Genomic DNA, 24,210 nt, shown 5'->3' with positions numbered 1-24,210 from the left:
TCTATCACTATATCTTTCCGCATTTCACTTTTTTGTAGTAACTTTGCATTAACAACATATCGGTTTTTGAGTGAATATGCCAATGTGGCGAATATGGAAAGGTAATTGTCTGTAGTATTGACTTTTCTCCATCCACCATCATATATCTTTTTTAAAAGCCCCCATCCTTCGTCTTTAGAACCTGTAATAGGTGTAAAAGCTTGTGGAGTGGTTGGTAATGTTATTACTTCTCCTCTATCTGGGGCATATCCCCATACCGTATTGCTGACACCTTTATTAGTGGAAGAACGTAATTCCATACCTACTAAAGCATTAATTCGGTTCTCATTATTAAAGGCTTTACTGAATTGCAGTTTATTTTGGATGTTGTAAGAGTACTGCTGTGCGTTATTTGTGAATAATTCGCCTCCGAATGGGAGTAAGGCTGCTCCAAACTCTTTACTGTTTGGTGAGACAGAGTTGAAATCATAACCACGATATGTTTCAGCAATATAAAACGTTTGTTCAGTTTCCCAAGCTTCGTTTGTGCTGTTATTATTTGAATATCCACCAGTAAATTGGTAAGTTAACCAGTCCAAAATATTCCATTTCAAGTCCAGCGAAGCTGACATGAAACTTGATTTTGATTTAGAACCACTATTATTCCGTTCATTTACGAAATTGTATGATAATGATTTGACTCCGCTATTGTATGGGTATGAGGCTTTCATTTGATAGTAAGCATCAGGGTCTATAGAACGATTGGTAGTAGTAGCATACCCCATAGGATTGACTCCTCCGGCAAAACCGTTATTCGTACTTATGCTACCGTTGATCGTTGCATTAATTGTTAGTTTTTGTACCGGGCGTATGGTGATGGCAACGCGTCCGGTCATACGTTCACTGTCGTTTCCTATTTCCTGCCCTTCGCTATTGGAATATCCCATAGAAGCTGCATAACTGTATTTATTTGTTCCACCGGAAACACTTATATTATGGTTATGGCTAAAAGAACGGCGGGTTAGTAGTTTGAACCAATCTGTATTTTGTGTTTCCAAAACATTGCGTTGTGCCAGAAATTCTTCAGAAGATATATCATGCGATAGATACATATTCAATAATCCTTCATAAGTATATATTTGTTTGATTGGTTCTGTGCCATAAGGTGTTCCCCAGTTAAAAGCTTCTTGTGAGAATAGTACTCTTTCTTTGGAGTTCATATAATTAAACTGTCTATAGTTGGGACGCGTGCCCATTACAAAATTAGAGGTGTAATTGACACTTAGACGATCGGTCGTATTCTTTTTGGTTGTGATCTCAATAACACCATTCGATGCTTTTGAACCATAAATAGCGGTTGCAGAAGCATCTTTTAAAATACTAATACTTTCGATATCAGCAGGATTCAACCAAGAAATCTGATTACCGATAATGTTTTTTAAGTCCTCTGTCATTAGAGAAGATGCATTCAATTCCAGGGGGTCTTCCTGAATGATGCCGTCAACTACCCAAAGTGGGTCTTGATTACCCAGTAAGGTACTGGTACCACGGATTTGAATTTTCGGGGCAGTACCTACACGACTACTTGTATTAGTGACAATCATACCTGCCACACGTCCTTGCAACATTTGGTCAATAGTGGTATACGAAGGCATTAAAATATCTTTTGCTTTTACTGTGGTAATAGAACCTACTAGGTCACGGCGTTGAATATTTTGATAACCGGTTACAACCACTTCGTCGATTTCAGTACTGGAACTGTTTAGAGTGACATTAATCGTTTTCTTTCCTGTATATCTTACAGTCTTTTTCTCCATTCCGATGAATGAATAAGTTAATATTAACCCTTCTTGCGCAGGAATATTAAAAGTGTAATGTCCGTCTAGTCCGGCGATAGCTCCATGCTTTGAACCTCGTACAGTGACTGTAGCTCCGGGAAGTGCTTCACCGCTTGCGTCACGTATCCACCCACTAATCGTGATTTTATTAGTCTTTCTTTTCTTAATAACGATGGCAGTGCCTGATACTTCATAAGTCAGGTTAGTTCCTTCCAGACATTCATCCAGAATTTCGGTGATCGTTTTGTTTTTTGCCCTTACGCTGATATCGGTTATGTTAGCGATATCTTCTGTTGCGTACATAAAGATGAATTTTGTACGGTTTTGCAAATACCAAAGCGTAGATTCCAAGCTTTCGCCTCTCAGATCAACGGAGATTCGCTGATTGTCTTGTGCTTGAATCATAAGTGAAGAAAGGGAGAATATCCATAAAAGACAGAACTTAACGAATTTTCTGCTTACATAAGATACTCCCTTTGAGGAGGATTGTGTTCGTTTTTTCATAATGCGTTAGTTATAATATGTATTAATAGTTATTGTTTATAAGAAATGTGCAGTATACCTTCTTTCTGTTTTATGTCTACCATATTTAATTCCATTATCATGTTAATAATCGGATTCATGTTTGCATAGCGGTTGAGATAAGCTCCAATTTGCACCTGTCTGGCTGTGTCGTCTTCAAAAGTGTATTTGAATCCGTACCATTTGGAAAGATACGACATTACATTCTGGAGAGGAACATTTATAAAAATGAATGATCCGGACTCCCAGGAAGTATATAATTCAGTATTTACGTTAGATACGGTACTTTTTCGACTATTTTTGTCATATACGAAATGTTGGTTTGGAATCAATTCATAATCTTCGCTTTCACTGCTAATCTCTATAGCTCCACTAACTAGTGTAGTACTTTCCACTTCTTCATCCGCATAAGCCCTTACATTGAAAGAAGTTCCTGTCACCCGAATAGAAGTGTGCGGTGTTTGCACGATAAAAGGATGTGCTTTATCTGGAGCAACATCAAAATAGGCTTCACCTTCAACCTGTACGATACGTTCCTTATCGCTGAAACAAATCGGATAAGTCAGTTGTGATTCTGCGTTCAGATGTACTTTTGTTCCATCTGAAAGGACAATGTGACATTCCATACCATGCAGTGTACGAAGCGTATTTTTGATTTCTTTCACTTTGGGCTTGTTGGCAGGAGTTTGATAATTAATCCCTTTGGAGTCAATGATAAACACTTTAGTTACACCCTCCGGAAGGACATTCTCAAAAAGGTTGAAGGTGTTGCCATTACTTAAAGTCAGTTCTCCGCCATGGGTTCCTGGAGTGATTTCACCGATTGGTTCTCCGGCTACCCAATTATAAATAAGGTATGAAATCGGTATTAACAATAGCAAAAGAAGAGCCGCATATTTCAGACTCCTGTTCCATGAAAGAAAACCGGATGTTTTTTCTCCTCCTAGTAGCGGATAGATTCTATCCCATGCTTTTTGTGAAGAAAAACTTTTGATTAATTGGGCGTTTTTTTCATACGTTTCCCCATTCAATATTCGTTTGGCTAGCTTTTGATGCTCCGGGTTTTTATTAATCCATTCACGGTAGGCTTTTTCTTCCTCTGGAATAGACGAATGAGTGAATAGAGAAGCTAAGATTTTTGCAATTTTAAATTTTTCTTTAAATGAATTCATCGTTTTTTTCGATTTGTTATATAAGTAAAACAATCCAATCGAAAAAACGGGGTAATCAAAAAGTTACTTTATTTGCATAAAAATAGTAATAAGGTGTAATTTATGCCTTTGAGACTTTCGCGAAGTTTGCGATAGGCGAATTTCTTTAACGTATGGACAGTGCCTTCTGAAATTTGCAATTTGTCAGCAATCTCATGGTTTTTTAACCCTTTCATAGAGTATAAGATGATATTTCGCATTTGGGTAGGCAATTCTTCTACCGCTTTGCGAACCATGTGGAATGTTTCCTGTTCGATAATGGCAGCTTCGAAGCCACTATCGAACTCTTCCTGTCCAGAAAAATTGGGAATATCTAATTGCTCATGTTTTAAGTGATTCAGACATTTATTTCGGGTGACGGTATAAAGGAAGCTTTTTACTTTCAAAATGTCGTCAAAATCTTCTTTCCGTTCCCAATAAGCTAACAATACATCTTGCGCGATGTCTTTGCAAACTTCTTTGTCTTCAATATAGTGGGATGCGAACACGCAAAGAATAGGATAGTAGTCATCAAATAGCTTTTTGAAAGCCTGTTTGTTGCCACGTTTTATGTCTGCAATTATATTTTCTATATGTATGTTCACTATTTAGGGTGGAGCGATTGGTGCAGAAACTCTCTTACCCAATCTTGCTTATTTTCTTCAGCTTTTCTTCTTCGATGATTTTGATTTTTCTTCCGTCGATAGTAATCAGTCTTTCCGTAGCGAATTGCGACAAGGTACGGATAGCGTTCGAAGTAGTCATATTGGAAAGATTTGCCAGATCTTCACGTGAAAGATAAATGCTCAACGTAGAACCGTCTTCTTCCAGTCCATAACTTTCTTTCAGGAAGATGAGTGATTCGGCCAAGCGTCCGCGAATATGTTTTTGTGTCAGATTAACGGTACGTTCGTCAGAGATACCCAAGTCAATGGAAAGTTGGCGGATAAAGAACATGGCCAAGTCATTATTTTGGGCAACCAGCGTAGTGATGGCACTCATAGGAATCAGGCAAACAACGGAAGGTTCGAAAGCTGCTGCGGCAGTTACAAAATCTTGTTTGGCAAAATAAGCACGATATGCAAAGTATTCGCGTGGTTTAATCATGCGGATAATTTGACTTCTACCCCCCACACCATCTTTGAAGATTTTCACTTTTCCACTGATGAGACACATCAGATGATGTGGCGTTTCTCCTTCACAGTAGATGGTTTCATTCTTTTTGTAGGTTTGTATCGTATAATTATTCATCAGAAACTCCTTTTGCTCATTGTTTAGAGGAGCTAACATATCGGATAACGGTTCCGAAATATCGATGTCTGACATATTCATTTTTACCATGAGTGCTACAAAACTGTGTTATACAGCACAAAAGTAAAAAGAAAAAATGAGAAAATGAACGAATCTATAAAAAGATTGCACAAAAGTGGGAGCTTTCGTGCAATCTTGCAGACATTTTATTTGGTAAACAACAGTTCTCTATATTTAGGCAACGGCCATATTTCGTCATCCACTTCCATCTCCAGGTGGTCGATGTGGTCGCGGATTTGGTCAAGATATGGGCGTACTTTTTCTTCGTATGCGAATGCCCTTTCTTTGTAGTTTTCCATGTGGTTGGCTACTTTTCTCGCTTCGGTCATGTCGCGCACGAGTACTTTGATAGAAGTGACCCGGTGTGAAATCTCACGAATCAATTCTTTACGGTCGGCACTCAATACTTCGTATTCTTCAGCCGGGAATATTTCTTTCAGTCCGCGAAGATTTTCGAGCAAACGGTTCTGATAGGCAACCGCAGTCGGTACGATGTGGTTGATGGCGAGGTCGCCCAATACACGGCCTTCGATTTGCACCTTCATGGTGTATTTCTCCAGTTCCACTTCCAGACGGCTGTTTAATTCAGTTTCGTTGAAGATACGTTCGCCGATAAGCACCGATTTGGATTGGTTGTCAATATAGTGCATCAGGGCTTCCGGTACGTGGCAGATATTAGTCAGTCCGCGGCGTGCAGCTTCTTGTTTCCATTCTTCGGAATAGCCGTCCCCTTCGAAACGAATCGGTTCGGAGGCGATAATTGTTTCTTTCAGCAGGCGGAAGATAGCTTCGTCTTTGCCAACTCCTTCTTCCATCAGCTTTTCTACCGATGCCCGGAATTCGTTCAGTTGGTTTGCCATGGCCGCATTGATTGCAATCATGGAGGCGGCACAGTTGGAAGAAGAACCTGCGGCACGGAATTCGAAACGGTTTCCGGTGAATGCAAAAGGAGAAGTACGGTTGCGGTCGGTGGTATCCAGTAAAATTTCGGGGATACGTCCGATGCCTAACTTCAGTGTGGTTTTTTCTTCCGGTGTCATTTTCTCATTTCCTACCTGGCGGACAATTTCGTCGAGAGTAGACGAGAGTTGTGAACCTAGAAAGCAAGAGAGGATGGCGGGAGGAGCTTCATTGGCTCCCAAACGGTAGCTGTTGCTGGCGCTCATGATGGAGGCACGCAATAAATCCTGATTTTTATAAACCATCATTAAGGCATTTACCAGGAAGGTGAGGAATAGCATATTTCCTTTTGGATTCTTTCCGGGAGCGAACAGATTGATGCCAGTGTCTGTACAGAGCGACCAGTTGTTGTGCTTGCCCGAACCGTTTACTCCGCTATATGGCTTTTCGTGCAGGAGTACATTAAAATGATGTTTCCTGGCGATACGCTTCATCAAATCCATGACGAGCTGGTTGTGGTCGTTGGCAAGGTTGCAGTTTTCGAAGATAGGGGCCAACTCAAATTGGTTGGGAGCTACTTCGTTATGGCGTGTTTTGGCAGGAATACCGAGTTTGTGACACTCGATTTCGAGTTCTTTCATAAATGCAGTGACACGTGGAGGGATAGAGCCGAAATAATGGTCTTCCAACTGTTGGTCTTTGGCAGAAGAGTGTCCCATCAGTGTCCGTCCTGTCAGGCAGAGGTCGGGGCGTGCATTATATAAGGAAGAGTCTACAAGGAAATATTCCTGTTCCCATCCTAAATTGGTATATACGCGTGTGATGTTCTTGTCGAATAGCTGGCAGACTTCCGTTGCTGCTTTATCTACAGCGGCAAGTGCTTTCAACAATGGAGTTTTGTAATCCAACGCTTCACCTGTATAAGAAATGAAGATAGTGGGGATACAAAGAGTGGTATCTACAACGAATGCCGGTGAAGAAACATCCCATGCTGTATATCCTCGTGCTTCGAAAGTGTTGCGGATACCGCCGTTAGGGAAAGAAGAAGCATCCGGCTCTTGCTGGATCAGTAGTTTTCCGGAGAAGCGTTCAATCACTCCGCCATCTTCGCCGAATTCGATAAAGCCGTCATGCTTTTCGGCTGTTCCGTCTGTCAGAGGCTGGAACCAGTGTGTGTAGTGAGTGACGTTGAGTGACTTAGCCCAACTTTTCATACCGTTAGCAATTAAATCTGCTATTTCACGGCTGATAGGTGTACCTTTTTCGATAGCGTCGGTTACAGCTTTGTATGCTTCTTTGGGAAGATACTCTTGCATCTTCTTGCGGTCGAACACGTGGCTACCATAATAATCAGAGAGTTTGTTGGAAGGGGCAATAACTTCCAGAGGTTTCCGGTTGGAAAGCTCTTGTAAGGCAAAAAAACGCATTTTTGACATAAATGGTCTATTTTTTATCGGTTGATGGCGCAAAATTATATGTTTTTTCTGAAAGTACCCCTATTTTGGAGGGGGTATTTTGAAAAATAATGTGTTTTTCTAAAAGTATCCCCTCTGTTTATTCTCCAACTTCTATTCTTGTTGTTGCTGTTGGTCGATTTCTTTAGCCATCTGTTTAACCAAACTTTCCACTTGGATATAATGGTTGTGATAGTTCTTGAATAACAGTTTGAACATTGGGCTGTTCACAGCCATTTGGGTAAGAAATTGTAGGTGTTTACCCGTAGAGGTGTTCATCTGCATACGCTCTTTTTTGCTCAAGTTGTCTTGTAGGGAGTAAACACCGCATGAAATTTGGATTTCTGCAATGCCTTCGTCCCAAGGATGGGTGTTGAGGTGAGTCAATGCTGCCAGGATTTTTTTCAGGTCTTTCAGCAGAATGTTTAAAAGTTCGAATTCGGTGCGGTTTATGGAGCAGGAATCCGGGTTCAGGAGGAAAGCGAATTTAAGGTAGAAATCCTTTAATTCCTCTTTAGGAATAACGAATGAATCTTTGGAAGCCTTTATCATGCCTCCCACCGCTGGTTGAACGGTAACCTGTTTTGTTTCCATAATATAATTATGAATAAGGTGGTAGGCGAAGATTTTCTATGAAATAAGAGCGGTTCCGCCTTTCCCGTTACTCTTCACCAACCAGGCAGTGGGTGCATTAACACTCCACACGGGGGTACGAAACCGCCATATGAAGCATCAGGACAGGCATAAAAATGCCTGCCACGAAACGAGGCAGGTTCCCTGCCTGGTTGATATGAAGAGTATCGCAAAGATACGACAATTTTCTTCTTTGTCAAGAATAAAGTGATAAATAAAAAGATAGAAGGGTTGATTTAGTCATTAATATGTTTTCAGGGGGCTCTTATATTTACAGATATTGGAACTTTGTATTTTTTCCATTATTGTTAAAATCCCCTTCATATTATAACTTCTTCCATACAGGTTTTATTAATTCCTCTTTCAACCTATCACCATTCTGCAAGCACGATGAATAAAGAGTTTCAGAAAGGTGGTGATAGGTTGAAAGAGGATTTTCGTTTTTTATATATGAAGAGAATAGCAGAATATGCAGAGCTTCCTGCATTTATTTCGAGACAACCGCACCAAAGATTTAGCTTATCTCCATGTTATTTTGAATAATGTGAAGGTTTTCTTCTGATAACTCTTTTTAGTGTCTAACTTTTCTTGCTTTTCGATATTCTTTTTTATATTTGCCTACGTTAATGAAGGAGATACGACGATTGAGAGATAAAATATTGATAGGATGCATATTGTGTCTGTTCTCTTTTATACCAAAGGGGGCAGCCAATAATTATATAATGAATCCTTATACCCATCAGGAAATCTCTGCTGACTCCATTATAGAACGTGTGATGACTTTTGCACCTTTGTATGAAACGATAGTCAGTGATTATCGCGCGAACCTATATATAAAAGGTAAGATGGATATTCAGAAAAAGAATTTTATTCTCCGTTATGTACCTTCTATGTTTCGTTTGCAAAAGGGTGTTCGCGAATATCTGCTTGAAACATACAGTGACCTTCATTATACGGCTCCCAATATTTACGATCAGAAAGTAAAGGCTTCCCAGGGAACTGTGAGAGGAAACAGGGGATTGCCTGGATTGCTCGAGTATTTTAATGTAAATATCTACTCTTCTTCTTTATTGAATGATGAACGTTTATTGTCACCACTGGCCAAAAACGGACAGAAATACTATAAATACCGGATAGACAGCGTGATGGGAGATCCTAACAATCTGGATTATCGGGTTCGTTTTATCCCCCGCACTAAGAGCGATCAGTTGGTGGGTGGATATATGGTGGTCAGTAGTAACGTTTGGAGTGTTCGTGAAATTCGTTTTTCGGGGAGATCGGAACTGATAACATTTACCTGTTGGATTAAGATGGGAGATGTAGGCAAGAAAAATGAATTTCTGCCAGTGCGTTATGAAGTGGAAGCTCTTTTCAAATTTCTCGGAAATAAGGTGGACGGTAATTATACCGCTTCTTTAGATTATAAATCCATTGAATTGAAAGAAAAGAAGGTACGTAAGAAAGAAAAGAAGAATTATAACCTTTCAGAATCCTTCTCTTTGCAGTGTGATACGAATGCTTATAAGACGGATGCTTCTACCTTTGCCATCATGCGCCCCATCCCTTTGAGCGAAAGCGAGAAGAAACTATATTCCGACAATTTGCTTCGGCGTGACACGACAACGGTAGAAAAGCCGTCCAAGAGTCAGGCCTTTTGGGGAACGATGGGTGATTTGATGGTAGAAGATTATAAATTCAACTTGTCCAATATCGGAAGCGTGCGATTCTCTCCGTTTATCAATCCGCTCTTATTCAGTTATAGTGGAAGCAACGGTTTGTCTTATCGACAGGATTTTCGTTATAACCGTCTTTTCAGAGGGGATAAATTACTTCGCATTGTGCCTAAACTCGGATACAACTTTACGCGTAAGGAATTCTACTGGTCATTGAATGCCGATTTTGAATACTGGCCGCAGAAACGGGGATTCTTCCGGTTGAATGTGGGTAACGGTAACCGTATTTATAGTAGTAAAGTGCTGGACGAACTGAAAGCTATGCCGGACAGTATCTTCAATTTCGATTTAATTCATCTCGATTATTTTAAGGACTTGTATTTCAATTTCCGTCATACCGTTGAAGTAGTCAACGGACTGGATATCGGTCTGGGTTTCTCTGCCCATAAAAGAACAGCGGTAGAGCCTTCCCGTTTTGTGATTACCGGTGATTATCCGATGCCGCCCCCGGAATTTATGGATAAATTCAAGAACACTTATATCAGTTTTGCTCCCCGCATCCGGATAGAGTGGACTCCGGGACTCTATTATTATATGAACGGAAAGCGAAAGATTAACCTCCATTCTTTATACCCGACTTTCTCGGTCGATTATGAACGAGGTATTAAAGGAGTGTTCAAGAGTACGGGTGAATATGAAAGAATAGAGTTTGACCTTCAGCATCAAATCCGGTTGGGATTGATGCGTAATATTTATTATCGTTTCGGATTCGGAGCATTCACCAATCAGGATGAGTTGTATTTTGTGGACTTTGCCAATTTCTCCCGCCATAATCTTCCCGTAGGTTGGAATGATGAAATCGGCGGAGTATTTCAGGTGCTTGACTCACGTTGGTATAACTCCTCCCGCCGTTATGTACGGGGGCATTTCACCTACGAAGCTCCGTTCCTTATTCTCCGGCATCTGATGAAGTACACCCGTTATGTGCAGAATGAACGTATTTATATCAGTGCCCTCTCTATGCCGCACCTTCAACCTTATCTGGAAGTAGGATATGGCATCGGTACGCATATTTTCGACGTAGGAGTTTTTGTGAGTAGCGAAAACTGGAAATTTGGAGGAATAGGCTGTAAGTTCACGTTTGAGTTGTTCAACCGATAGTTTTCTTCGTTCCGGTTGTTTTATCGAAAGATTTTAGTTATCTTTGTATAAGAGAGGATGAGGGCAGAATTTAGCATCAAAGAGGTGTAGTCGCCTCATAAGCACAGGTATTTTCCTAGAAAATAAATTCTAAGGTATAAATACCTAAATTTATTTTAGTAAATAAGTCATCCTCTCTTCTCTCTTTTTTATATGCATATACAAAATGGACGGAATTTTAATAACGATCATTGTTATCACCGCTTTCCTTGTTTATAAGATAATTTCTTCAAGCAGGAAACAGGAGGGGTATAAAAGATGGAAAGCAACAAGCAGTGGTAAGGAAGAAAAGACTACTAAGGTAAAATGGGAACACGGAGCCTGGCTTAGGCATGCTTTGGGGGGAACTGTTCCGAGAACGCAGTATGTTCAAAAGTTTGATGAATCGGCTGTTGTTTGGTGCGCCAACTTGTTGGGAGTGGAAACGGCACGGTTGAAGGAAATTCTACGGGATGTTTCCGAACATTACCGGGAGTTCTGGATGAGAAAAAGAAAGGGAGGTTATCGGATGATTTCTGCTCCTGACAAAGAATTACAATCTATTCAAACCACTATTAATTCTCGAATATTATCATCTGTGACAATGATTCATCCGGCGGCAGTAGGTTTCCGGAGCGGTCATTCTGTGGTTGATAATGCCAGTCCCCATCTGGGAAAACGGTATGTCTTGAAAATGGATATTCATGATTTTTTCTTTTCGATACGGAGCCGGAGGGTGAAAAAGACATTTGAGAAGATTGGTTATCCGGAAAATGTGTCTAAGGTATTGGGAGTGTTGTGCTGCTTGTACAGGCACTTGCCGCAGGGAGCGCCTACAAGTCCGGCGTTAAGCAATATCGTGGGGTATGAGATGGACAAGAAATTGGCGGCACTGGCAGCGGAATACGGACTGACTTATACCCGCTATGCCGATGACCTGACTTTTTCGGGAGATGTGTTTCCCAAAGAACAAATCATTCCCCGGATCAAACAAATCATCCGTGATGAGAAATTCGAACCGAATCATAAAAAGACCCGTTTTATCAATGAGTATGGCAGGAAGATTATTACAGGAGTATCTGTCTCTTCCGGTGCGAAACTGACAATCCCTAAAGCCAGAAAGAGAGAGATCCGGAAGAATGTCTATTTTATCCTGACGAAAGGCTTGGCGGAACATCAGCGCCGGATTGGCTCGAGTGATCCTGTCTATCTGAAACGGCTGATTGGAGAACTTTGTTATTGGCGGTCAATAGAACCGGACAATGCGTATGTATCCGATTCTATTAACCGTTTGAAATGTTTGGAGAAAGGGTATTAATCTAATTGGCAATCGTTACCCGTTCATTTTCTATCTTGGCGTAATTCCTTTTCACAGCTTCGCGAATACCTCTTTGCATGGCAGCGTCTATGTTCGATCCCATACGGGCAAAGCCGAACTGTTGTGCGCATGCTTTTATCAAATCTGCCGCAGGCAGGCTGATGGAGTCGGTCAATAGTTGCCGGATGGCATTGGCTATCTCTTCAGGTGGTATGTCTGTCGCTTCCCGGTCGGAAACCGGGCGATAGATTGAATAGGAAGCGCATTGCTCTTTGTCGTTCCAGCAGAAGACAAGTCCTTCGTATTCTGTGCGATAGATATTCAATGTGTCGAGTGCTGTTTCTATTTGTGCCTCTACCCGTGTTCCCAAGCGGCTGATTCCCCATTCGGACAGGATTTTCTTACAGAGCAGGGATTTACTGATTGGCGCCTCGCTTTCCATAATCTTCCGTATTTGGGAGAGGAGGATAGAGTAACTGTCCGTAAAGAAAAAGTCTTCCGGTGAATAACTGTATGGGGTGATCTTTGCAAACTTGTACTTTTGTTCTATCCGGTTTTGAGTAGAAAGAACGGAAGCAGCTTGCTTTTCAGGAGCAGCAGGCGATGCCTTGAGTACGAATGAAATCTCATTGTTGGTCATCTGTGTCGTCGGTGCAGGTTCTGTCACTTCTGTCGGAGTAGAATTGATTTCGGTTGCTGTCATTGAGCCGACCTTTGAACTCTTTTTCCGGGCGATAGCCTCTTGGATAGTTGCCATTACTTCGTCCGGCTTTTCCCACCAGTCCATTGTCCATATCCGGTAGATGTCCCATCCGAGTGCTTTCAATACATTATTCTGCACAATTTCCCGGTCACGTGCGGTCTTGGTACGTTTGTAGTTTTTGCCGTCGCAGATAATACCTAACTGATAGTTAGAGGTATTTTCGGTGTCGACGATACCTATGTCTATTTTGTATCCGGAGCAACCAATGTCTGTATGCACGGTGTAACCCAATGAGCGCAGTCTGTCGGCAATGATCGTTTCGATGGAGACTGTTGCTTCCGACAGTTGTCTTGGCACACTGTTGATGGTGCTTCGGGTTCCCTTCTCCGCATATTCGAGGAAACGTTTTAGTCCGGCTACTCCAATAGAAGAAGTCCGGTTCAGGTCGATCATCTCCGACCTTAGGGTGGAATAGATAATCATCTCATACCGGGCACGGGAAACGGCTACATTCAATCTTCTTTCGCCGCCTGCCCGGTTCAGTGGTCCGAAATTCATGCTGACGCGCCCTTCTGCATCCGGGCCATAGCCCACAGAGAAGAGAATAACATCGCGTTCGTCTCCCTGCACATTCTCCAGGTTCTTGATAAATAACGGTTCGTCGCATTCCAGCGCAAGAGTTTCCAGTTCGGGGTAAAAGATAAAAAGGTCGGATAATAAGTCTTCTATCAAGGCTTGTTGGACAATGCTGAAAGTGACTACACCGATACTTTTCTTTCTTAATTCCTCGCTTCTCAATCTTCTGGCTATTTCGTCCACCACAGCTTGAGCTTCCGCCCGGTTCTGGCGCGACTTGCCTTTATCATAGTAACCGTTGATGTTGACTATCCTGACTTTCGATTCAATGTTGTCCGGTGAGGGGAAAGTCATCAGTTTGTTATCGTAATATTCGGAGTTGCTGAAAGCGATGAGGCTCTCATGTTTGCTTCGGTAGTGCCATAATAAATATTTGGAAGGGATAGACAGAGCGAGACAGTCGTCAAGGATACTCTCCAAATCTTCCATTTCAATGTTGTCTTCATCAATGGTGTTGACCGAGAAGAAACTGGTAGGAGGCATTTGTTTCGGGTCGCCTACGATAATGACGTTTTTACCCCGTGCAATGGCGCCCACCGCTTCATAAGTAGGCATCTGTGAGGCTTCATCAAAGACAATCAAATCAAATTTATCAGCGTCCGTATCGATGAATTGAGCGACGGAAAGAGGACTCATCAGCATACACGGGCACATGCGCGACAACAAAGTGGGAATTTGGTCGAATAGCTTGCGAATAGATATGCCGCGGGCATTGTTGCGGATATTCTTTTGAAGGATACCCACTTCGGAACTTTGGATGGCTTCGTGAGTGAAAGACGGAATGTTGGAGGCCAACCGGGCAAATAATTCTCTTTGCGTCGTTTCTTCGAATTTGGCGGATATTTGTTTGTATTTAGCAATGATGTCATTGAATATCTTACCGTTGAATAATTCCAGAGTCGGCTCTTTGGCAATGATATACCGGATAGCCGCCTGATAGAAACTCTTGCGGAAACTGTCTGTAAGTTGGCCGGTAGGAATATTCTTTTCCTTATATTCCGTCGCGATAAATCCTATTCCCAGACTATGCAGGGTTTGGTAGGCTTGTAGCCACTGATACCAGTCCTTGAGCTTGTCGAGGTTCTCTTTCCAGGTTCGGGCTTTTGACAAGGCAATCGTTATCCAGTCGGCTGAATCGGTATAAAGTTCTTCGATCGAGATACCCAGCATGCCGGACAATTTCTTTTCGGTGGCTGTGAGTGTATCTGCGAGCTGATACAGTTCATTGAAAGAATGAGCATGAATGTCTCTGAATGTTTGAATTCCTTCAGTGAGTTGTGCGGACAAATTCTGCTTGATTTGCGAAACTTTGGCAATGTCTTTTGCGTAGTTCAACAAATGCGAGTGGAGGGAAGTCATGTCGTCGATTATCTGCTCAATGGTGTTCCAATCCTCGTTCTTGCCGGGACGTCCGAATAGGGAGGGAAGTTGCCCGGTGTATTTTTGGACGGCTTCAGCTTCTTCCTGATACCGGATAATGCGGTGGAGCAGAGGTTTGATATCTTCTGTTTCAATCGTTTTTAAAGCATATATGTTGATTGCCTTTCTGATTTTTCGCTGTCCGAAATATCTGGGAAGGAACCATTGGGCGGATACCCGGTTCCATTCGGTTATCATCTGCTTGGCGTTGATAGACAGGATTTCTTGGGTGAATCCGGTTTCTATCTCTTTCCTTTGTTCATCCCGTTTCCGTCCGTGAACCACTACTTCCCGGTATTCATTCAGTGTTTCGTTGAGCAACGGCAAAGTCAGCAATTCGGGAGTCAGTTCCGGAATGTCGAGTATTCTCCGGATGATGTGGGAGATTGTCTGGAAATCCTTGCGTGTAGGGTGTATATCCGTATCTTTTAGAAGTATGGAGAATACATCCAGCTTCTGCCGGATGGTGGTCAACAGGTCGATAAATCCGGTGAGCAGTTGGGAGGATTCCTCCTTAACGGCTGATGAATATTCGGTAATCGAGATACCGGTTAATGGATGCTGGTAAGGATGTCCACACGCATTGGCCGTCCGGACTAGCAGCTCGATGGCATCTTCCCATTGGGCAAATGTGTCTTTATCTAATGTATCCAGATAAGCTTGTGGAATATCAAAACAAGATTCGACGTCCACGGATTGATAATGAATAATGGCGTCGTATAATGAAACCCCGAACGGGTATTCTTTATGCAGGGCTTCGATATATTGATTCAATTCCGCCCGTAAATTCAGCAGGCGTTCCGCTTCCTTTCTGAATTCTTCGGGAGGTGTCTGCCTGATAATTTCCGTAGTTTCTTTCAGTTGCGAGATAACGGCGGATTTCTTTGTTTTGTTGGAATGAATTTCCAGACAGAACGGAGCCAGCCCGATAGCTGCCAATCTGTTTTGCACAACGGAGAGGGCAGCCATCTTTTCCGCTACAAATAAGACACGTTTTCCTTTGTAAAGCGCGTTGGCGATGATATTGGTAATCGTTTGCGATTTTCCTGTTCCCGGAGGCCCGTGCAGGATGAAAGTCTTGTCGTGTACGGCTTCGTAGATGGCTTCCAGTTGCGAAGAATCGGCGATGATGGGTAATACAATGTCTGCAGGCGACACTTGTTTGTCCATATCCGTTGCATCTATTTCCTCTGTGGCGGCTTTCCATTCTATCTTTCCGTTGATGAGGCTGGACACAATCTTGTTCTGAACCAGTTTGTTGGCATTGTTGTGAATGTCATTCCACATGATGAACTTGTTGAAAGAGAAGATACCCAGAATCGCTTGCTCTTCCACGTCCCATTTACGCTGGTTCTTAATGCTGTTGCGGATAATGGAATAGATCAGCTTGACGTTTACGCCGCTTTCGTCGGTAGGCAACGGGTCCAATCCTGATATGGTGATTCCGAAGTTTTGGCGAAGCATTTCCAATAAGGTGATGTTCATCATTGTTTCTTCTTCCCGGGAACGGATTACGTAACCTTTGGCTGCCGATTTACGGATAATTTCAACCGGTAATAGCAAGATGGGGGCATAGCGGGGACGTTCGCTGGAAGGTGTCTCGTACCATTTCAAAAGTCCGAGAGCCAGATAGAGCGTGTTGGCTCCATTCTCTTCGATAGAAGTACGCGAAGAGCGGTATAAGTGAGTCAGTGCCTTGCCTAAATCGTTTTCGGGCAGATAGAAACGCAACCTTTTCTGGGAAAGTTCCGAGTTGATGAAACCAATCATGGGATCAGACTCCGGTATGGAGGAATAAATCCCGAAATCCATCGCCGGACTTTCCCAATCGGCAGGGCGGTGGAGGATGCGGAATTCTTCTCCGTCGGCCAATGCATCTTCCAGACAGGATAGATTAGCCGGGATGAGTTGGAGCGTGTTTTTGGTAATCCGGATATTCAGCAGGTTGTTGCGCAGGCTTAAATCCAGCAACCGTCTTTCCCATAACAGTTGTTTGGTAATCACGGCCTGGGTTTCATTGCCCGATAAATCATACGGATTGATACTTTGCGGAGTGGCATGAACGGCACTTCTTTGAATGTCGGTCTCCTTTTCTTCTACTTCCCATACCTGCCCGTGCAGAGTGCGTTGGGGGATGGGGCGGATGCCCGAATGTCTCGCTCTTTTCACATCTATGGCAAGAATGAAACTGTTTCCATCCGTCAGCTTTCCGTTCGCTTTCTTCACTGCATTGTCGAAATCGGACGAATGTCCCATGTTCATGCAGGTCGTTTCAACTAAGGTAATGTCGTAGATTCCTTCGGCTGTCCGTTTGGTTAACAGGGAAACATCGTCAATGGTAGGATCCGGAAAAGTTTCCGGCACTAGCCAGGCTCCCGCAAAAGCATGCCCTTGAGTGATGATAATGAGTGCATTCAGACCGATTGCTTCCAGGCAGGAAGCATAGAGCAAGGCCATATCCAGACAGGTTCCCAGTTTTTGTGCCATTACGGAGTCGGCTAGCCGTACACGTTGCCCATATTCCTCGAAGCTGGCGGGGATGGTGCTGTATATAATCTGTTGTTCCGTGATAGCCGTGTAGATGGCGGCCATCTGTTTCCTTACCCGGTCCGGAGTGCGGCTTTGATATTCGTCGAGGGACGGATTATCAGTCCATTGTCCCAGGATGGAAGCGGCTCTCTTGATGATTGGCACAATGGCTGTATGATTGGGGGTGATGAAAGCGGCCAGCATTTCGGGCAATACATTGAGCCCTCCCCATTGGTCGTATGCCAGAATGTCGATAGGGTAGGTTTGGCAGAATACGGATTCTGCTTCGGAAGTAATTTCAATTTTCAGATTGCCGGATAAACGTTCGGTCAGCTGTGTGAAATAGTTGGCGGACAAAGTGAGATTGAATGACGACAGGCATATCGATTCATTGGGCGGAATCTGTGCCACAGCTATCGGAGCGGCGTTTCCGAAAGTCGGTTCTGTCGTGATTTGTACCTGAATGTCCTTCAGCGGGGCAGGCGTTGTATTCTCAATAGAAAGCTGATGAATGATTGATGCACCGTTTTGTTGTATCGCAAAATTAATAAGCGGTAAATAGTCGCATTGCACCTTGACTTTGTCCAATCTCTCGTCCATGGCAAAAACTGTATAAATTAAAGATTGCAATATTACAAAAAATACGGATATAATTCTCTTTTCTTCTGCCATTCTTTTGTCAATCAAGAAAATATTCCTACCTTTGCGCCCGATTTATAGATAATATAATGTCTTATTTAATTAAAGTATTAAACAATTTATTTATTAATGGAAAACTTAAAGAACGTAGCTCCTATTGAAGATTTCAACTGGGATGCTTATGAAAATGGCGAAACAGTAACCAACGTTAGCCACGATGAACTGGAAAAAGCTTACGACGGTACGCTTAACAAAGTGAACGACCGTGAGGTTGTTGACGGAACCGTAATCGCAATGAACAAGCGTGAAGTAGTTGTGAACATCGGTTACAAATCAGACGGTATCATCCCATTGAATGAGTTCCGTTACAATCCGGATCTGAAGATCGGTGATACAGTAGAAGTATACATCGAAAATCAGGAAGACAAAAAAGGACAGCTCGTTCTGTCACACAGAAAAGCTCGCGCTACTCGTTCTTGGGATCGCGTTAACGCTGCTCTGGAAAATGAAGAAATTATCAAGGGTTACATCAAGTGCCGCACTAAGGGTGGTATGATCGTAGACGTATTCGGAATCGAAGCATTCTTGCCGGGTTCTCAGATCGACGTTAAACCGATCCGCGACTATGATGTATTCGTTGGCAAAACAATGGAATTCAAAGTGGTTAAAATCAACCAGGAATTCAAAAACGTTGTTGTATCTCACAAGGCTCTTATCGAAGCTGAACTGGAACAACAGAAGAAAGAAATTATCGGTAAACTTGAAAAAGGACAAGTTCTTGAAGGAACTGTTAAAAATATCACCTCTTACGGTGTATTCATCGACCTTGGCGGCGTAGACGGTTTGATCCACATCACTGACCTTTCTTGGGGACGTGTTAGCGATCCGAAAGAAGTGGTTGAACTGGATCAGAAGCTCAACGTTGTTATCCTTGACTTCGATGATGAAAAGAAACGTATCGCTCTTGGCTTGAAACAACTGACTCCGCACCCATGGGATGCTCTTGACACTGACTTGAAGGTTGGTGACAAGGTGAAAGGTAAAGTGGTCGTTATGGCTGACTACGGTGCATTCATCGAAATCGCTCCGGGCGTAGAAGGTTTGATCCATGTTTCAGAAATGTCTTGGAGCCAACACCTGCGTTCTGCACAAGATTTCATGAAGGTAGGCGACGAAGTAGAAGCTGTTGTGCTGACACTTGATCGTGAAGAACGTAAGATGTCTTTGGGTATCAAACAACTGAAACAAGATCCATGGGAAACTATCGAAGAAAAGTATCCTGTAGGTTCTAAGCATACTGCAAAAGTTCGTAACTTCACTAACTTCGGTGTATTCGTAGAAATCGAAGAAGGTGTTGACGGCTTGATCCACATCTCTGACCTTTCTTGGACTAAGAAAGTAAAACACCCATCAGAATTTACTCAGATTGGTGCTGACATCGAAGTTCAGGTATTGGAAATCGACAAAGAAAACCGTCGTTTGAGCCTTGGCCACAAACAACTCGAAGAAAATCCTTGGGATGTATTCGAAACTGTGTTCACTGTAGGTTCTGTACACGAAGGTACAATCATCGAAATGTTGGATAAGGGTGCTGTTGTAGCTCTTCCTTACGGTGTAGAAGGTTTCGCAACTCCGAAACACCTTGTAAAAGAAGACGGTTCACAAGCACAGTTGGATGAGAAACTTGAATTCAAAGTGATCGAGTTCAACAAAGATGCTAAGAGAATCATCCTGTCTCACAGCCGTATCTTCGAAGATGTAGCTAAGGCTGAAGAAAGAGCAGAAAAGAAAGCTGCTTCTGGTGCTAAGAAGTCATCTTCTAGCAACAAGAGAGAAGATTCTCCGATGATCCAGAACCAGGCTGCTTCAACTACGCTGGGCGATATCGACGCTCTTGCTGCATTGAAAGAACAGTTGGAAGGAAAGAAATAATCTGAATAGAATATTTTCCAATGAAAGGCGCTCCCGTTTGGGGGCGCTTTTTTTATTCACCACAGATTTAAGAAATGAAGATAAGAGGGAATTTAATTCAGACATAAGAACAAAAGAATAAAAAATAAAATAGCAGTTCAATAAGCAACAGAAATAATTTTCAAAGCGCTGCCTTTATGTTCTTTTGTTCTTATGTCTAAAAATAAATTATCAAAATCTGTATTAATCTGTGTAACCCTGGGGTGAAATATTTCCTTTTCCTTTGCAAGATTAAATGTGAAATGTCCTATCTTTGCATACCATGGAAAAATTTGAGTTACATATATTGGGATGCGGTTCTGCTTTGCCTACTACGCGACATTTTGCGACCTCTCAAGTCGTAAACTTGCGTGAAAAACTATTTATGATTGATTGTGGCGAGGGAGCACAGATGCAATTACGCCGCTCGCGACTGAAATTTTCCCGATTAAATCATATCTTCATCTCTCATCTACATGGTGACCATTGTTTCGGATTGTTGGGACTGATCTCTACATTCGGATTATTAGGGAGAACTGCTGATTTACATATTCATTCTCCAAGAGGACTGGAAGAGTTGTTTGCGCCGATGCTTGCTTTCTTTTGCAAGACTTTGACTTATAAGGTGTTCTTCCATGAATTCGAAACGAAAGAACCGATGCTCATTTACGATGACCGTTCGGTGACTGTAACCACAATCCCTTTAAAACATCGAATTCCCTGTTGTGGTTTCCTTTTTGAAGAGAAACAGCGTCCTAATCATATCATCAGGGACATGGTAGACTTTTATAAAGTCCCGGTCTATGAACTGAACCGCATCAAGAACGGAGCGGATTTTGTAACTCCCGAGGGAGAAGTAATACCCAATTTACGTTTAACCCGCCCTTCGGCTCCGGCGCGTAAATATGCTTATTGTTCCGATACAATCTATCGTCCGTCCCTTGCTGAACAAATTAAAAATGTAGATTTGCTTTTCCATGAGGCCACCTTTGCACAGACCGAGCAGGCACGCGCTAAGGAAACTTATCATACCACTGCTGCGCAAGCTGCGCAGCTTGCTTTGGATGCCAATGTGAGACAACTGGTGATCGGACATTTTTCCGCCCGTTATGAAGATGAATCTGTCTTACTTCATGAAGCGTCCGCCATTTTTCCACAAACCATTTTAGCGAAAGAAAATTTGTGTATTGACGTTGATGGAGGGACTGTCTATGAAAAGTAGTCGACTGCTTTGGGGAGTAATCATCCTGCTCTTCGGTTGCTTGGCAGCCTGTAAAAAAGAGAAACCTCAATCTCCGATACCGGATTCTTTGTCTTCCCTCCAGGAACTGTTCCATCCTGCTTATCAAATAAATGCAGACAGCATTCATCAGATGATTCGTATTTGCCTGAACGAAAATCCGGTAACTCCCTGGGATTCGGTTTTGCTGGCACATTATCAGGAAAAGGATGAATTCTTTTGGCTGAACGATTCTCTCATATCCGATAAACCTGCCGTACAGGTGGCAGACTCGATGTTATTCTGGTTAGGAAACATTTCACAACATGGAGTTAATCCGAATCTGTATCCTGTCGATAGCATCCGTGAGGAATTGCAACAGATACGAACCTTGAAACTGCGTGAAGGGAAAACGATGAACCGTCTGCTGGCAGACGTGGAGTATCAGTTAACAGCCGCCTATCTTTCGTATGTGTGTCAATTGAAATTCGGATTCTTGCCTCCGGAGCGCAGATGGAATGATTCGATCGACCACATTCCTTTAAAACAATGTGACGTGAAGTTTGCAATGGCCGCTCTCGACTCTTTGCGTGCAAATCCTAACGCCGCTTTTCACCGGGCGCAACCCGCTTCCCCGCTTTATCATAAGATGCAGGAAGAGCTGGTTCGTGTGAATGGCTGGGGAGTGACAGATACTACGGATTATTATCGCGACCGCCTATTGGTAAACATGGAGCGGGCACGTTGGCAATATGCATTGGATAAAGGACGAAAATATGTGATAGCTAATGTGGCGGCATTTATGTTGCAAGCCGTCAACGAAGAAACAGACTCTATCCTGGAGATGCGTATTTGTGTAGGGACTGTGAAGAATAAAACTCCTCTATTGTCAAGCAGGATTTATTATATGGAACTGAATCCTTACTGGAATGTGCCTCAAAGCATAATTCGGAAAGAGATCATTCCTACTTACCGCAGAGATACGACGTATTTTACCCGTAACCGCATGAAGGTATACGATAAGAATGGACTCCAGGTAGATCCCCACAGTATTAAATGGGCGAAGTATGCAGGAAGTGGCGTACCTTATACGGTGAAGCAGGACAACAAAACAGGGAATTCCTTGGGACGTATCATCTTCCGTTTTCCCAATCCTCATTCCGTATATCTGCATGACACTCCGTCACGGTGGGCTTTTACACGGAATAATCGTGCGGTGAGCCACGGTTGCGTCCGTCTTCAAAAAGCACTCGACTTCGCGTTCTTCCTGTTGAAAGAGCCGGATGAATTGTTGGAAGACCGTATTCGTATTGCAATGGATATCAAGCCGGTGAGTGAAGAGGGAAAGAAGCTGCCCATCAGTGCGGCTTATCGTGAATTGAAACATTATAGTTTGGAACAATATATACCTTTATTTATAGATTATCAGACGGTTTATCTGTCTGCCGATAATAATTTGAGGTATTGTGAGGACATTTATAAATATGATCCGTCCTTACTAGAGGCGATGAATAACCTGAATTTGAAACCATAAATAAACATACAGATACGAGAGATTATGATTCCTTATAACGAACGCGAAGTTCTGAAACTCCTTCAGGAGGAGAGTACACAGCGGAAAGGATTTGAAATGATTGTGGGGCAGTATAGCGAGCAATTGTATTGGCAAATCCGCCGGATGGTACTGTCGCATGAGGATGCGAACGATCTCCTGCAAAACACTTTCATCAAGGCATGGACGAATATCGATTATTTCCGTGCCGAGGCGAAGCTGTCGACCTGGCTCTATCGCATCGCGCTGAATGAGTGTCTTACCTTTCTGAATAAGCAGCGTGCCATGACTACCGTGGATATTGACGATCCCGAAGCAGTAGTTGTGCAAAAGCTGGAAAGTGACGCCTACTTTTCGGGCGACAAGATACAGATGTGCTTGCAAAAAGCCCTGCAGACTTTGCCCGAAAAGCAGCGTATGGTGTTCAACCTGAAATACTATCAGGAAATGAAGTACGAAGAGATGTCGGAAATCTTCGGCACGTCGGTCGGTGCACTGAAAGCATCTTATCATCATGCGGTGAAGAAAATTGAGAAGTTTTTAGAAGAAATAGATTAAACCTTTTAAATGAGACACTGTCTAATGAAAAGAGAGGAGAAAAACGTATGAAAGAAGAAGATATTTTATTGAAGAAGCTTGGAAAGGAAAATTCCTTCAAAGTGCCCGATGGTTACTTTGAGAACCTGACTTCGGAGGTAATGAATAAACTTCCTGAAAAAGAGAAAGTTGCTTTTAAGGAAGAACCTGTCAGCACATGGACAAGACTGAAACCATTGCTCTATATGGCAGCTATGTTCGTAGGGGCGGCCTTGATTATCCGGGTAGCGTCAACAGATCATAAACCTGCTGCAGCAGATGATGTAGCGGTGACAGAAGTGGATACTGAAGTAGTCGTATCTGACGAAATGATTGATGTAGCAGTGGATCGTGCCATGCTGGATGATTATTCGTTATATGTTTATTTGAGTGACGCAAGTGTAGAATGATTTATAAAAACTGATTGAATACAGAAAATGAGAAAACTTATCGCATTGGTCGTTTTGTTATGTGGCTTTATGCCTGTTCTTTGGGCTGCTGATGGATGTGATCAGCATTTATCCCGGGAGGAGTTCAGGGCAAAACAAAAAGCTTTCATTATCGAACAGGCTGGATTGAATAAAGAAGAAGCAGCCAAGTTCTTTCCCGTTTATTTTGAACTCCAGGATAAAAAGAAGAAACTGAATGATGAGTCATGGGATTTGATGCGCAAAGGCAAGGATGATAAAACGACGGAAGCTCAATATGCAGAAATCAATGAGAAGGTAGCCAACAACCGTATTGCTGCCGACCAGCTTGATAAAACTTATTTGGGTAAGTTTAAAAAGATTCTTTCAAGCAAGAAGATTTTTCTCGTGCAACGTGCAGAGATGCGTTTTCACCGCGAAATGATAAAAGGTATGAATCGTAGCAAAGACAAGGGAGACGATTCAAAGAAGAAATAAAGAAAAACAGAGCGTCTGATTCGTATGAACAGACGCTCTGTTTGAGTAAAATGGAGGCTCTGTCCGGTGGGAATAGAGCCTCTGT

General features: G+C 42.6%; 15 protein-coding genes. 8 read left to right on the top strand and 7 right to left on the bottom strand.

The annotated features are described in order from the left end of the window. From DXA54_RS16300 to DXA54_RS16275, 6 genes are all read right to left on the bottom strand, one after another. Positions 1 to 2,321 (bottom strand): SusC/RagA family TonB-linked outer membrane protein (locus DXA54_RS16300; protein ID WP_165863261.1); only part of this gene is annotated, 2,321 nt, incomplete at its 3' end. A gap of 29 nt (positions 2,322 to 2,350) precedes the next feature. Then, positions 2,351 to 3,511: a FecR family protein gene (locus DXA54_RS16295; protein WP_008650945.1), complete on the bottom strand. Its 1,161-nt coding sequence runs from the start codon at positions 3,509 to 3,511 to the stop codon at positions 2,351 to 2,353. Positions 3,512 to 3,579: 68 nt separating this feature from the next. Next, complete coding sequence (locus DXA54_RS16290; protein WP_008650946.1) at positions 3,580 to 4,134, bottom strand: RNA polymerase sigma factor; 555 nt, start codon at positions 4,132 to 4,134, stop codon at positions 3,580 to 3,582. Positions 4,135 to 4,168: 34 nt separating this feature from the next. Then, positions 4,169 to 4,870 carry a Crp/Fnr family transcriptional regulator gene (locus tag DXA54_RS16285; protein WP_004301832.1) on the bottom strand — a complete coding sequence of 234 codons (702 nt, stop codon included), beginning with the start codon at positions 4,868 to 4,870 and terminating at the stop codon, positions 4,169 to 4,171. Positions 4,871 to 4,986: 116 nt separating this feature from the next. Continuing rightward, positions 4,987 to 7,176, bottom strand: coding sequence for a glutamine synthetase III (locus DXA54_RS16280; protein WP_004301833.1), 2,190 nt, complete (start codon positions 7,174 to 7,176; stop codon positions 4,987 to 4,989). A 132-nt stretch (positions 7,177 to 7,308) separates the two neighbouring features. Next, positions 7,309 to 7,788 carry a hypothetical protein gene (locus DXA54_RS16275; RefSeq protein WP_008650948.1) on the bottom strand — a complete coding sequence of 160 codons (480 nt, stop codon included), beginning with the start codon at positions 7,786 to 7,788 and terminating at the stop codon, positions 7,309 to 7,311. 665 nt (positions 7,789 to 8,453) lie between these two features. On the opposite strand from DXA54_RS16275, the gene DXA54_RS16270 reads away from it, so the two are divergent. Both DXA54_RS16270 and DXA54_RS16265 read left to right on the top strand, forming a co-directional pair. Beyond that, a complete protein-coding gene (locus DXA54_RS16270) occupies positions 8,454 to 10,661 on the top strand; it encodes a DUF5686 family protein (protein ID WP_008650954.1) in 2,208 nt (735 codons plus the stop codon). A gap of 205 nt (positions 10,662 to 10,866) precedes the next feature. Continuing rightward, positions 10,867 to 11,997, top strand: a complete 1,131-nt coding sequence (locus DXA54_RS16265) for a retron St85 family RNA-directed DNA polymerase (RefSeq protein ID WP_008650956.1) — start codon at positions 10,867 to 10,869, stop codon at positions 11,995 to 11,997. 1 nt (position 11,998) lies between these two features. Here DXA54_RS16265 and DXA54_RS16260 read toward each other — a convergent pair whose 3' ends face one another. Beyond that, entirely contained in the window at positions 11,999 to 17,956 is a 5,958-nt protein-coding gene (locus tag DXA54_RS16260; RefSeq protein WP_120080049.1) for a DUF3320 domain-containing protein, read from the bottom strand. A gap of 96 nt (positions 17,957 to 18,052) precedes the next feature. On the opposite strand from DXA54_RS16260, the gene rpsA reads away from it, so the two are divergent. The 6 genes from rpsA to DXA54_RS16230 all read left to right on the top strand — a co-directional run bounded on the left by rpsA (position 18,053) and on the right by DXA54_RS16230 (position 24,125). Continuing rightward, a complete protein-coding gene (gene rpsA / locus DXA54_RS16255; protein ID WP_004301842.1) occupies positions 18,053 to 19,855 on the top strand; it encodes a 30S ribosomal protein S1 in 1,803 nt (600 codons plus the stop codon). A 301-nt stretch (positions 19,856 to 20,156) separates the two neighbouring features. Next, positions 20,157 to 21,095 carry a ribonuclease Z gene (locus tag DXA54_RS16250; protein WP_008775508.1) on the top strand — a complete coding sequence of 313 codons (939 nt, stop codon included), beginning with the start codon at positions 20,157 to 20,159 and terminating at the stop codon, positions 21,093 to 21,095. Next, complete coding sequence (locus tag DXA54_RS16245) at positions 21,085 to 22,626, top strand: L,D-transpeptidase family protein (protein ID WP_229036809.1); 1,542 nt, start codon at positions 21,085 to 21,087, stop codon at positions 22,624 to 22,626. The genes DXA54_RS16250 and DXA54_RS16245 overlap by 11 nt, the downstream gene beginning before the upstream one ends. A 24-nt stretch (positions 22,627 to 22,650) precedes the next feature. After that, a complete protein-coding gene (locus DXA54_RS16240; protein ID WP_004304634.1) occupies positions 22,651 to 23,202 on the top strand; it encodes an RNA polymerase sigma factor in 552 nt (183 codons plus the stop codon). Between the two features lie 47 nt (positions 23,203 to 23,249). Continuing rightward, positions 23,250 to 23,630 carry a hypothetical protein gene (locus tag DXA54_RS16235; protein WP_004301846.1) on the top strand — a complete coding sequence of 127 codons (381 nt, stop codon included), beginning with the start codon at positions 23,250 to 23,252 and terminating at the stop codon, positions 23,628 to 23,630. A gap of 27 nt (positions 23,631 to 23,657) precedes the next feature. Beyond that, positions 23,658 to 24,125: a hypothetical protein gene (locus tag DXA54_RS16230; RefSeq protein WP_004301847.1), complete on the top strand. Its 468-nt coding sequence runs from the start codon at positions 23,658 to 23,660 to the stop codon at positions 24,123 to 24,125. Positions 24,126 to 24,210 lie beyond the last annotated feature (85 nt).

The organism is Bacteroides sp. OF03-11BH, from assembly GCF_003604005.1.
GTDB lineage: Bacteria > Bacteroidota > Bacteroidia > Bacteroidales > Bacteroidaceae > Bacteroides > Bacteroides ovatus.
The sequence above is the reverse complement of the archived record's forward strand: the minus strand, read 5'-3'. Positions and strand labels throughout refer to the sequence as shown.

What these genes read in the sequence shown, in the direction of transcription:
- DXA54_RS16250 (WP_008775508.1), top strand. Translation starts at nt 20,157, where the DNA reads ATGGAAAAATTTGAGTTACATATATTGGGATGCGGTTCTGCTTTGCCT.
- DXA54_RS16295 (WP_008650945.1), bottom strand. Translation starts at nt 3,511, where the DNA reads ATGAATTCATTTAAAGAAAAATTTAAAATTGCAAAAATCTTAGCTTCT.
- DXA54_RS16245 (WP_229036809.1), top strand. Translation starts at nt 21,085, where the DNA reads ATGAAAAGTAGTCGACTGCTTTGGGGAGTAATCATCCTGCTCTTCGGT.
- DXA54_RS16235 (WP_004301846.1), top strand. Translation starts at nt 23,250, where the DNA reads ATGAAAGAAGAAGATATTTTATTGAAGAAGCTTGGAAAGGAAAATTCC.
- rpsA (WP_004301842.1), top strand. Translation starts at nt 18,053, where the DNA reads ATGGAAAACTTAAAGAACGTAGCTCCTATTGAAGATTTCAACTGGGAT.
- DXA54_RS16280 (WP_004301833.1), bottom strand. Translation starts at nt 7,176, where the DNA reads ATGTCAAAAATGCGTTTTTTTGCCTTACAAGAGCTTTCCAACCGGAAA.
- DXA54_RS16240 (WP_004304634.1), top strand. Translation starts at nt 22,651, where the DNA reads ATGATTCCTTATAACGAACGCGAAGTTCTGAAACTCCTTCAGGAGGAG.
- DXA54_RS16230 (WP_004301847.1), top strand. Translation starts at nt 23,658, where the DNA reads ATGAGAAAACTTATCGCATTGGTCGTTTTGTTATGTGGCTTTATGCCT.
- DXA54_RS16260 (WP_120080049.1), bottom strand. Translation starts at nt 17,956, where the DNA reads ATGGCAGAAGAAAAGAGAATTATATCCGTATTTTTTGTAATATTGCAA.
- DXA54_RS16270 (WP_008650954.1), top strand. Translation starts at nt 8,454, where the DNA reads ATGAAGGAGATACGACGATTGAGAGATAAAATATTGATAGGATGCATA.
- DXA54_RS16265 (WP_008650956.1), top strand. Translation starts at nt 10,867, where the DNA reads ATGGACGGAATTTTAATAACGATCATTGTTATCACCGCTTTCCTTGTT.
- DXA54_RS16275 (WP_008650948.1), bottom strand. Translation starts at nt 7,788, where the DNA reads ATGGAAACAAAACAGGTTACCGTTCAACCAGCGGTGGGAGGCATGATA.
- DXA54_RS16285 (WP_004301832.1), bottom strand. Translation starts at nt 4,870, where the DNA reads ATGGTAAAAATGAATATGTCAGACATCGATATTTCGGAACCGTTATCC.